Source organism: Candidatus Hydrogenedentota bacterium (assembly GCA_035416745.1).
GTDB lineage: Bacteria > Hydrogenedentota > Hydrogenedentia > Hydrogenedentales > SLHB01 > UBA2224.
This window is the reverse complement of sequence record DAOLNV010000130.1, coordinates 1-10,776: the sequence shown is the minus strand read 5'-3', so window position 1 is coordinate 10,776 and position 10,776 is coordinate 1. Positions and strand designations below refer to the sequence as shown.

Here is a 10,776-nt window from a genome sequence, read left to right as displayed (position 1 = left end):
TCCGCCGCGCCAAGGACCGGGCAGGGCGGGAAGCCTCTCAAAACCACAGCCTGCGTGCGGGGTCAATCCGCGGCAACAACGTCTCGCCAGGGAGGCAGTCTGACGAGGAGGATCTCGTACACCATCTGGGCGGTTTCGGCCGGGCCGAACGCGCGGGCCGCGGCAATCTCGCCCCGGCGGGCAGGATCGGTTACTTCGACCCAGGCCACGGTGTAGATATGGTCACCCTTGCCGCCGATCGCGATGCTTTCCGCAAAGAAGACACGGCGGCCATCGCGGGAAAGGATCGGACCGTGGTTGGTCAGCTTCCCGCGGTCGATGTCGTAGGTCAGCAGGTACAACCCGGATTGCGCGGGCGGGCGGTTCTCGATGGCCACTTCCGGCCCATGCGCGAGGTAGAAGAGCGTGTTGTTCGGGCCCAACATGAAGCCCAACTGGCTGATCTCGGGATTGCGAGGCATGCCCCGATAGGCTTCGGGCCGCAATTCGTCGATGGAACGGAGGTAGTTTGCGGAGGGGTCGAACTCGAACAAGGTGGTGGTTTCCCAGATGATTCCCCAGAAGCTTTTGGTCGCCGGATTCCATGCGATCGCGCGCCAGTCGTTCTGAAAGTCACCTTTTTTGGTTTCGGCCGCGGATTGAGACAAGGGCACGCGGCAAAGGTCCAGACCGTCGAGGTACGTCACCGGGTTATACATGGCGGGATCGAATTTCCATATCCTGCCATACATCGTCGAGCCGTAGACTTCGCCGGAAGGGGCCACGGCGAGCATGCGGCAGATACGGTCCCATTCCCAGGGATGTTCGCCCCATTCGCCGCGTCCCTGCACCCCGCCCCAACAGCGCACGTCCTTTTTCCCGATGTCGTAGGTGACGAGCAGCCCTGACGGCCATGTCAGCCCATAGAGCACTTCGCGCTGGGTATCCATGGCCAGTGTGATGATGCCCTCGCCCGGCACACCCAGCGCGAGGTCGGCGAATTGACCGGTCTGCAGATCGTAGCTCATGAAGTGGCCGCCGCTGTAAGGCGCCTTGCCTTTGGAATCGAACTCGGGAAGCTCCCCGTGATAGTAGGATGTGTGGGTCGCAAACCAGATCTTGCCCTTATGTTCAAAAAGCGGCGTGTGCACTTTCCCCTGGGGGACATGCGTCGCGGCGGGTTCCTGAAGGACTTCATCGAGCTTTCCAACAAGCGTGATGGTTTCCGTTTCAGGCTCGAAGATGTAGTACCGGCAGCCGAAGTCGTTGTTGTGAGTGTTGACGACGAAATGGATCCTGCCGTCGGAGGCTGCCGTAAGCGCGTTATAGTTGCTGTCCCCAACGAGAAAATCGGGTTGGAACAGGTCTGCTTCGATATGGCCTTTGAGGTCCTGCAGCCGGACGCTGCTCTTTTGCACCACGGGGTTTTCCGCGGCGCTGGCGGCGCCCGAACCCATCAGTCCTGCCAGAAACAAACAAATCCACACGGCGCGGTCTTTTCCGAGGAGGCGGGGTTGACGAGACATGTTCGCGATCCTTTGGCTCGCCGGCCTGTTATCGTGCAGGCACGCGACAATTGCCGGCCCTGCAACATGACCAACCGGTCAGCGCGCCTCGAATATTGCGACGCCAACCGTATTTACACGCTTGAACAATACATAGAGCCGGTCGTGGCCGTCCACGGCGGTCTTATTCTCCCCGCGTTCGTCGTCCCATAGGGCAAGGCTCGTTACGAGGTCGCCGTTATTGTTGAACTTCATGATGCGCGCTGGCTTGGGTTCGGGGTTGGCGGAGTTCTGCACCAGTCCGGCGGTGTCGCGCACGGCAAGGAACACGTTCCCCCATTGGTCTCCGGCCGCGCTGGTGATCGCCACGGGACCGTCCGGCGGGTCCGGTTGAGCGAATGCGAGGAGGAACTCGCCCTTGCCCGTGAATTTCTGGCACGGACCGTAGTAGTTGGGCACGAAGACGTCGCCGTTCCTGTCGGCGGCCGCGCCGTAGGGCTCGTTGAGGTCGCCGGGCCGCACGCCATTGCGCCGCCATGCCTCGACGAACGTGCCATCCTGCTCGTAAACGTTCACCAGCATGTTGTCGGCGTCGGCCGCGAAGATACGCCCGGCGGGGTCAAACGCGAGGCCCGCCGGCTGCATAATCTGTCCGGGACCGACGCCTTTCAGAGCGAATGCGTGCAGGAGTTTGCCGCCGTTGTCGAAGACCTGGATGCGCGGCGGGCCGGTTCTCATGTCGCACGCAACGATTCTCCCCTCGCCATCCACATCGACGTTGCGCAGCTCGCCGAAATGGCCGGGGGTGTTTCCCCCGCCTTCGCCGATGCTTCCCAGGAATTCACCTTTGGCGGTGAACCGGAGCACCTGGGAAAGTCCCCCGTCGCTTATGAGCAGGTTCCCGTCGCGGTCCAGGGCGATGTCGAGCGGGTCCTTGAGGCGCCCGGAACCGTCCGCCGCCTCCTCCCATTTGGCCACAAGCTCGTACGCCGGGGCCGCCGTCCCTACCACGACAGTTGCCCAGAGATGGGGATTCAGCGCGCCGTCCACGGTGGCGCAGACGTGGACCTCACAGGGACGCGGCGCCTGCCCGGGCGCCCGATAGAGCCCATTTTTGTCGATGGTTCCCAGGCTCTCGTTCCCGCCGGGAATATCGTTCACCGCCCAGGAAACGGTGTCAGCGACCCGGGCCTCGTGCAACCATCCTGGTTCAAACACCGCCCGGAACGCCTGCGTCCCGCCCGGAGCAAGCTGGACCAGCGACGGCCGGATATTCGCCCGTCCCCCAGGTGCTTCCGCGTCCGCGGCGCGGCTTGACGCGCTTACCAACGCAAATGCCAGCGCGCACACGGTGAAGACCGCGAGAAACCGCCGACTCGAGTTGAGCTGCATGAATTTTTCCTTCCAGGCGCAATACGCGGCTGGTTACGCTCCCGCGCTTACCTTGGCGCCGATGTTTCCACTCCCATTCGCTCGTTCCCTACGAAGATGGTATACACGGTCCCGTCCTTGGCGACCGTGGCCCAGTTTTCGGCATGCGCCGACACGTTCAGCGTCAGGCTGGCGACGTAGTCCCCGTTGTTATTGTATTTCATGATGCTCACATGATTGCCTTGCGTGTCTTCAATAGCGCCGCCGTATCCGCCCGCGCCGCGCACGGTGAGGTACACGTTGCCCCATCGATCCAGGCAAATACTGTGGAAATAAACGGCGCTGTCCGGCGGATCGGGCTCGGCAAACACGCGTAACAGCTTCCCGCCGGACGTGAACTTCTGGCAGGGGCCGTAATATCCCACGACGAACACGTCGTCGTTGGCGTCGATGGCGATCCCGTGCGGAGCGTTGAATTCGCCCAGGCCCGAGCCGTCCTGGCCCCAGGATTGCAGGAATTTGCCGGAGGAATCGTAAACGTTGATCCGCATCGCGTCGACATCTACGACGTACAACCGGTGTTTCGAATCGAACGCCAGGCCGTGGGCCCGCAGGATCTGGCCGGGATTAATCCCTTTGTCTCCGAACGTGCGCAGGAATTGGCCGTCATGGCTGAACACCTGGATGCGGGGCTGGTCCTTTTTCTGGTCGCTCACGAAGATGTTGCCCTCGTGGTCCACCTGAACCACGCGCGGCTTGATCACGTAACCGGGCGCTTCCCCCGTGCCCAGGCCCAAATCGCCAAGGTACATCCCGTCCGGCGTGAACCGGTGCACGCGCGACCCTTCGAAGTCCGCGATGAGGAGGTTGCCCGCGTGGTCCAGGGCCAGACAATGCGGATCTTTGAGATGCACCGGCTGCGCGATGGATTCGCTCCACTGCGCAACGCTTTCATAGTGGGTCCCCTCGCCCTCGAACAGCACCGTCGCAAACAAGTGAGGGTTTGCCGCATCGGCCATTTCCGCGCAAATGTGGACCTCCCGCGGCTTGGGTGTTTGCGCGGGCGCCGTGTACAACCCATCCGCCGTGATCCGGCCTGCGGTATCATCCCCGCCGGGGATGCCGTTTACGGACCACGCAACGTTCTGGGCCGCCGTAGCGCCTTTCAGGCGTGTTTGCAGCATGACGGCCTTGAACCGTTGTTCCGCGCCCGGGGCCAAGTGGACCACCGAAGGAGCGATGCGAGCCCGTCCGGAAGACGCGTCTTCCCCAGCAGACGCGGCGAAAACAGGCATAACCACAGCGGCGGCGGCAATGAACACGGCGACTGCGGCGCACGACGGGGCGCTGCTCACGAATCCGTTGCCAGACCGATTCGACAAAGGCGACAGCGAGGCTCGTTGCATGAGGGACTCCTCTTGCCCGTCCGTGAAGGCAAATTGCCGGTATCGGATTCAGGATTATATACCAGAACGCCTGAGGCAACTCACCCGAGGCAGGTAGCGAACCCCATTTCCGTCCGGCGCTATTTGCCCCGGGCGCGCAGGGCGTCGCTGGGCCGTCTCTTTGATGCGCCCCATCGTGCACCAGTCCAAAGACTTCCTGCTCGCCCGTCCCGTCCGTTGTTGCGCGCAGGGATTCCAACGGTGCATCCTGCTATAATCCGGCGGCGCAAAGCATGCTCTGGCAGGGCTGTATATGGGGAGCGGGCGGATAACCGGCGCCCCGCCGGGGCAACAACCGAGGAGGGGGTGTCCATGACGCCGGCACGGTTCGGGCTTCTGGACTGGGTCATCCTGGCGGTGTATTTCCTGGCAGTGGCGTCCATCGGCCCCTTGTTTGCCAAACGCAACAAGTCGACCGAGAGCTTTTTCGTGGGCAACCGCGAGTTCCCGGCGTGGCTGCTGGGGCTTGCGATGTTCGCCACGTCCATCAGTTCCATCACCGTCGTCTCTTTCCCCGGCGACGCGTACAAGGCCGCCTACCTCCGCTGGCTGCCGGGCCTGATGCTGCCCCTCGGAGTCTACATTGGCTCGAAAATCTTCCTGCCGTTCTACCGGCGCAACAAGTGCACCTCCGCCTACGAATACCTCGAGGGACGCTTCGGCCACGGCGTCCGAACGTACGTGGCCGTATGCTTCATCATCGGCCAAGTGATGCGCATCGCCACCATCCTTTACCTGGTATCGCTTGTGTTCGAGCAGATCACGGGCGCGCCGCCGTACGTTTGCATCCTCATGGGCGGGTGCGTGGTCACCGTCTACACGGTTCTGGGCGGCGTCAGGGCGGTCGTCTGGGCCCAGTTCCTGCAAACCTTCCTGTTGTGGTTCGGGACCATTCTTTGTTTCGTAACGCTCATACGGGGCATCGACGGGGGAATCGGCGCCGTGTTTGCCACCGGGTGGAGGGACAACAAGTTCATGCTCGGTGACCTGAACGTGTCCACCGGCAACCTGGAGCGCGCGAAGATCTTCTCACTCTGGGATAAGTCGATCGTGATGATGTTGATTTACGGGTTGGCGGGCTGGGTCTTCGAATACAGCGGCAACCAGAACGTGGTGCAGAAATACGTGTCGGCCAAGAATCCTCGGGAGGCCTTCAAAGCGATCTGGATTTGCTGCGCGTGCAGCGTGCCCACGTGGACTTTCTTCATGTTCATGGGCACGTCGCTCTATGTGTTTTTCAAACAGCACCCGGACCCGCAGGCCATGGCTATCTTGACCGGCGCAAGCGGCGCCAAGGCGGAGTCCATCCTGCCGTATTTCTGCGTGAAGATGATTCCGTCGGGCCTCGCGGGGATAGTCATCGCGAGCATCCTCGCGGCGGCCATGTCCGCGTCGTCGGCCAGCATAAGCGGCATCTCGGCGGTGTTTGTGACGGACCTCTACCGGCGCCACATGGTAAAGACCGCCAGCGAGCGGCACTACGTGGCCGCAGCGCGGCTGACGTCGGGAATCTCCTGCTTGTTGATGATGGGCGGCGCGGTGATGTTCTATGCCTTGAGCAACCTGACCCTTCAGGATCTCGGGACAAAGCTGGCGTCCATTCTGGGCGGCGGCATCCTCGGCGTGTACATACTTGGCTTTCTCACGACGCGCGGCACGGGCCGCTCCGTCGCGGTGGGTATAGCGGCCACGCTCATTTTCTCGACCTACATGGCGGTCGTCGAGTTCGCGGGAATCACGCCCGAGCAGTTCATGCACGGTCTCGGCTGCTCCCGGGAGACCGCGATATTGCTGCTGAAACCCGTACACGTGTATTACGTGGGCCTGGCCGGTCACCTGCTGACGTTTGTCGTGGCATATCTCGTATCGAGCCTCTTCGAACCCAGACGCGACCTGACCGGACTCACGTTCTGGACCCAGATCGTGTCGGAAGAAGAAAGGGCCGGCTCGAGATGACTGCGCCATGAGGCTGAAGAGCGTGTTTTGCGTGAGCAACGGTTCCGCCGGCGCCGAAGACCGGAAACCACGCGGCTCTTGTGCGGAAGAGCGGCGCCGTGCAGGATAGATTCGTCCCGCATGAGGGAGGATACAAATATGACCAGGTTCCGTAAAGCGGTGGGAAGACTGTTCGGCGCGATTCCGGACTGGGCGTTTCTGCTCGGCGTCTATGTATTGGCGCTGGCGCCGCGTTTGGCGTTCGTGCTGGCGCTGGGCCGGTCGCCCCTGGGGGTCGACGAAGTCGAGTACGACATGATCGCCAGGAGCCTTGTCGACGGCAAGGGGTATGCCTGGTATCTCGGGCTCGCCACGGCATTCCGCCCGCCCGGCTATCCATTCTTTCTCGCGGGCATCTACCTTCTGCTCGGCAAGAGCTTCTATTACGCGCGGCTCGTGCAAGCGTTCATTGCGGCTGCGCATCCCCTGGCAACGTATGCCGTGTGCCGGCCCATCTTCGGGCGCCGCGCCGCCAGATTGAGCGCGGTGTTCGTCGCGCTCTACGTGCCGCTCATTCTGTACAGCCTGGGCCTCCTCACCGAGAACATTTTCATTCCGCTCGTGCTCCTGGCTTTGTGGTTCACGTTGCGGATTCCCGAAAAAGGGCTGTTACGCGGCGCGGCGCCCGCGGCGATCCTCTACGGGGCGGCGATTCTCGTGCGTCCCTCTCTTACATTCTTCATGCCGCTTGTGGTCGCGTGGATTCTCCTTGCTACCCGCGACTGGAAGCGAACGGTGGTGTCGGGCGCGGTGATGGCCGCCATCGTGCTCGCCATGGTCACTCCCTGGTCCGTTCGCAACTACAAAGTCACGGGCCAGTTCGTCTACCTCGATACGTTGACCGGTTACAACCTCTATATCGGTTACCGCGAAGACGCTGACGGAAGTTTCGACATGGACGCCGCCACCGAAATGGCCTACATGTTGCGCGACAAGGTCCTCAGAAAAGAGGCGGAGAGCGATGTTATCATGCACAACTGGGGCAAGGCGCGCGCCATGGAGTTCATTCGTGCGCACCCGTATCGCGCGCTCGCTCTCGTGCCGCTCAAAATTGCCCACTTCTGGAGCCTGGAACACCGCATGTTCATTTTCGCTTACTCTTACAACTACATCGGCGAGCTGTCCCCGCTGATGCTCACCCTGTTTTTCATCGTGTTGCTGAGCCCGTATGCCTTTCTTGCGCTATTTGCCGTGGTCGGGGCCGTATTCGGCCGCCGAAAAGGGCCAGGCCTGTGGCTGCTGCTCCTTCTGCTCGGTTATTACACGGCTCTGCACGCGGCCGTTTTCGGCGAGGCCCGGCTGCATTTCCCCTTGGTGCCGGTGCTGGCCATGCTCGCGGCAGCCGGCGTTTTTGGCCTTCGCCGTGTTCGCGCCGGCCTGCGGTCCCGCGAGCCCCGGGTGCGTACCGGCGGCGTCAGGCGTCTCGCGATTATGTGCGTATGTATTCTGCTGCTCCTCACTGCGTGGGCCCATGGCATCTGGTATAGCTGGCCTCAATGGAAGGTCATCTACTCCCCCGGCGGCAACACCGCGCAACTTCCATACTGAACGCGCCGTTTCCCGCGCCAGTGAAGACGGCGCCCGGGCGCAGTCCAGCCCGCACGGTTGCTGCGTGAAGAGGGAGCCGGCCAGTCTTGCCGGAATCGTCGTCGAGAGCTTCAGCGGCATGTCCGCCTGTCAGACATCGGGCGGCGGAAGGTGGGTATCGCCGACGCGCTCCATCCACTCCTTCATGTAGCCGCGCAATTGCAGAAGGGCCGCACGGTTGGCTCCATCGGCGGCTACGTTTGCCATCTCGAAGGGGTCCTCTTGCTCGTCGTAGAGCACCTCCTCGTTTGCGTCGGTCAGGATGTACTTCCATCGAGCCGTGCGCACCATGCGGTGGCCCATGCCCCTCTTTCCCCCGACGCCCACGCACTCGCTGGCGACGTATGCGCGCAGCGGCCGCGCAGGATCTTCGAGAACCGGTACGAGCGAAAGGCCCGCCAAACCGTCCGGAATCGGCGCCCCCGCCAACTCGAGCAGTGTCGGAAACACGTCCAGGGACGACACAAGGGCCCGATTTCGCACGCCGGTCTTCTTCAACCGCGGCCAATGAAGCAACATCGGTACGCGGACCGACTCCTCGTGCATGGTGATCTTGTTGCCGAGCCCGTGGTTGCCCAAGTGATACCCATTGTCCGATAGATACATCAAAGCGGTGTTCTTGTAGACCCCGGCCGCTTTGAGCTGCTCGACCAAATCCCCAATTTGATGATCCAGCCTCGAAATAACGGCGTAATACGCCCGCGTGAACTCCCGGATCTGCTCCTTCGAACGCGGCGGCCCGGCAGGGAGACCGCCATAGTTGTTCCGTCCCTCCGAGTCGCGGTAGTAGTGCTCGCCAGGCAAGCCCTGGTTGAAAACACTCTCGGCAGGCGGCGACTCGAGGAAGTTCGGATCGACGGGGATCTCCGCGTCCCGGTAAAGGTCCATCCATTGCGCGGGCGGGTTCAGCGGAATGTGCGGCTGGCGGGCGGCCACCCAAAGGAAGAAGGGCCTCGGGTTGTGTTTCCGCCCCTCGATGAACCGCGCCGCAAACGAAAAAGTCTGGTCATCGGTAGCGTCCTTCAGTTCCTCGCCCTCGGCAAACCCGTAATCACGAGGCGGTCCCAGGTGGGACTTTCCACAGAACGCGGTGTCGTAGCCCGCCTTGGCCAGAAGCTGCGCCACCGTCGGAAGGCGGCGCCGGTCAACTACGTTCTCCCGGAATCCGCTCGAGTCAAGAGCGACCGCGCCGTGCTGCTGGGGAAAGAGGCCGGTCAGCAGACTTGCACGGCTCGCCGCGCAGATAGGCGTAGCAACATAGGCATGGTCAAAGACAACACCTTCATGCCCCAGCAGGTCGAGGTGTGGCGTTTTGACCGCGGCGTTGTTGTAGCCTACGGACCGATAGCCATGATCGTCGCTGAGCACGATAACGACGTTGGGCGGTCTCGGTTTTCGGGAAGCCGCCCCCTCGACAGACGACGCTGCCAGCGCCGCACCGCCAACGAACGCTGCTCGCAAGAAATCGCTTCGCCTGAACCCGCTACCTGCCATCGCAACCCTTCCTCCTTATGCCTTGATGATAATCCCATCGCCTTCGCCTGAGGAATATCGCCAGCGTGCTCGCCCGGCACCATTGGCCGGAGCATTCAGGGCCTGACCAAACGCGCTATGGGAGACGACTCCATTGCTTTGGTGAACCAAACAGTGCCCACCCGCCGGAGCAGGCCCCTACTTGTTGCTCGGGGGTCCATTGGTTTCCAACGTCAACTGACGAAACAACGCGATTTCGGCGCGGTCGTAAGGCGTCCCGTCGGGATGAAGGAGATCGTGAAACCACCGTTCCGGCGCCGGTGCGCCCTCCCGGGTGCCCCAGGCGTAGATGGTCTGGGTCTTGCCGCTCACGAGGCCCCAGTTGATGCAGCCCACCCCATTCTTCTGGAACAGGGGCAGGCTCGTCGCGACCTCGCTATTGCCGCGGCGCAACCATTCCGTGCAGATAACCGGGCGGCCGAACGCTTTGAACCGTTCGATGTCTTTGGCAAGGCTCTCCGCATCGCCGTAATTGTGAAAGGTGAGGATGTCGGATGCCCCCAATTGAAAACGGTTCAAGGATTCGTTGCCGGACCACAATCCGGCGGTCAGCGGCTGGGTCGGTTCTGCGGACCGGGCCCAGAGGAAGACCTTCTGCAACAGAGGCAGTGATGCCTCGCCGTAGCCCGAATTGCCGGGCTCGTTGTACAGGTCCCAGCAGAGAATCCGAGCATCTTTTGCGAAAGTGCCGACCACGTCTTCCACGTAAGCCTGGAGCCGTCCCCATTGTTCCGGGTCGCCCGCGACTTTCTTGCCCGGACTCTGCAGCCAGCCCGAATTGTGCACGCTGGGCCTGGGCTCGGGCTGTTTGCCAGGCTTCGGGTCCTCGTTCCAGCAGTCGTCGAAGATGACGAACATCGGCCGGATGCCATGGCCGTCCGCGATGGCAAGGAACTGATCGATGCGTGCCTTGAATCCCTCGGGGTCCTGCTGCCATGCGAGATCGTGCAGATAGACGCGCACGATGTTCATGCCCATGTCCGCGGCCCATCCTAATTCGCGATCGATGGTGGCGGGATCAAAGGTATCCTCTTGCCACATTTCGAGTTGGTTAATGGCAGTGCTCGGAATGAAATTGCAGCCCACCAGCCAGGGCTGCTTCGCGCCCCATGCCTGCCCCTGTTCAACGCTCCAGGTGCCTTCCGGTTCTTTTTCACCCGGGCCATGATGCGCACAACCCGCCAGCAGAAACACCGAAAGAACCAGGATGCGTCCGGCCATGCTTGATCCCTCGCTTTCAGAGCCGCCCAACGAACCCCGGTCTGGTCCGCGATTCCCGCCCATACGGTTACGAATCCTGCAACAAACCTCTGTTGAATACAAGTGGGCGGGCAAAGATGCGCTGCTGCGGACAAACCCCA

The 10,776-nt window shown here is 62.1% G+C and carries 7 protein-coding genes; 2 read left to right on the top strand and 5 right to left on the bottom strand.

Annotation, left to right across the window (positions count from 1 at the left end; genetic code table 11):
- Positions 1–62: 62 nt before the first annotated feature.
- The 3 genes from PLJ71_21550 to PLJ71_21540 form a co-directional block, all read right to left on the bottom strand.
- Positions 63–1,505 (bottom strand): hypothetical protein, encoded by a 1,443-nt coding sequence (locus PLJ71_21550; protein ID HQM51274.1) that lies wholly within the window; start codon positions 1,503–1,505, stop codon positions 63–65.
- Positions 1,506–1,583: 78 nt separating this feature from the next.
- Positions 1,584–2,876 (bottom strand): NHL repeat-containing protein, encoded by a 1,293-nt coding sequence (locus PLJ71_21545; GenBank protein HQM51273.1) that lies wholly within the window; start codon positions 2,874–2,876, stop codon positions 1,584–1,586.
- A gap of 47 nt (positions 2,877–2,923) precedes the next feature.
- Complete coding sequence (locus PLJ71_21540; protein HQM51272.1) at positions 2,924–4,261, bottom strand: NHL repeat-containing protein; 1,338 nt, start codon at positions 4,259–4,261, stop codon at positions 2,924–2,926.
- 351 nt (positions 4,262–4,612) lie between these two features.
- Between PLJ71_21540 and PLJ71_21535 the strand changes: the two genes are divergently transcribed.
- Both PLJ71_21535 and PLJ71_21530 read left to right on the top strand, forming a co-directional pair.
- Complete coding sequence (locus PLJ71_21535; protein ID HQM51271.1) at positions 4,613–6,256, top strand: sodium/solute symporter; 1,644 nt, start codon at positions 4,613–4,615, stop codon at positions 6,254–6,256.
- Between the two features lie 138 nt (positions 6,257–6,394).
- On the top strand, positions 6,395–7,843 hold the full coding sequence (locus tag PLJ71_21530) for a glycosyltransferase family 39 protein (GenBank protein HQM51270.1): 1,449 nt from the start codon (positions 6,395–6,397) through the stop codon (positions 7,841–7,843).
- Positions 7,844–7,972: 129 nt separating this feature from the next.
- Here PLJ71_21530 and PLJ71_21525 read toward each other — a convergent pair whose 3' ends face one another.
- Entirely contained in the window at positions 7,973–9,376 is a 1,404-nt protein-coding gene (locus tag PLJ71_21525) for a sulfatase (protein ID HQM51269.1), read from the bottom strand.
- Between the two features lie 177 nt (positions 9,377–9,553).
- Positions 9,554–10,636: a cellulase family glycosylhydrolase gene (locus tag PLJ71_21520; GenBank protein ID HQM51268.1), complete on the bottom strand. Its 1,083-nt coding sequence runs from the start codon at positions 10,634–10,636 to the stop codon at positions 9,554–9,556.
- Between the last annotated feature and the right edge of the window lie 140 nt (positions 10,637–10,776).

Bases quoted from the DNA above. Each gene is read 5' to 3' on its own strand.
- PLJ71_21550 (HQM51274.1), bottom strand. From the start codon at position 1,505: ATGTCTCGTCAACCCCGCCTCCTCGGAAAAGACCGCGCCGTGTGGATT.
- PLJ71_21545 (HQM51273.1), bottom strand. From the start codon at position 2,876: ATGCAGCTCAACTCGAGTCGGCGGTTTCTCGCGGTCTTCACCGTGTGC.
- PLJ71_21540 (HQM51272.1), bottom strand. From the start codon at position 4,261: ATGCAACGAGCCTCGCTGTCGCCTTTGTCGAATCGGTCTGGCAACGGA.
- PLJ71_21535 (HQM51271.1), top strand. From the start codon at position 4,613: ATGACGCCGGCACGGTTCGGGCTTCTGGACTGGGTCATCCTGGCGGTG.
- PLJ71_21530 (HQM51270.1), top strand. From the start codon at position 6,395: ATGACCAGGTTCCGTAAAGCGGTGGGAAGACTGTTCGGCGCGATTCCG.
- PLJ71_21525 (HQM51269.1), bottom strand. From the start codon at position 9,376: ATGGCAGGTAGCGGGTTCAGGCGAAGCGATTTCTTGCGAGCAGCGTTC.
- PLJ71_21520 (HQM51268.1), bottom strand. From the start codon at position 10,636: ATGGCCGGACGCATCCTGGTTCTTTCGGTGTTTCTGCTGGCGGGTTGT.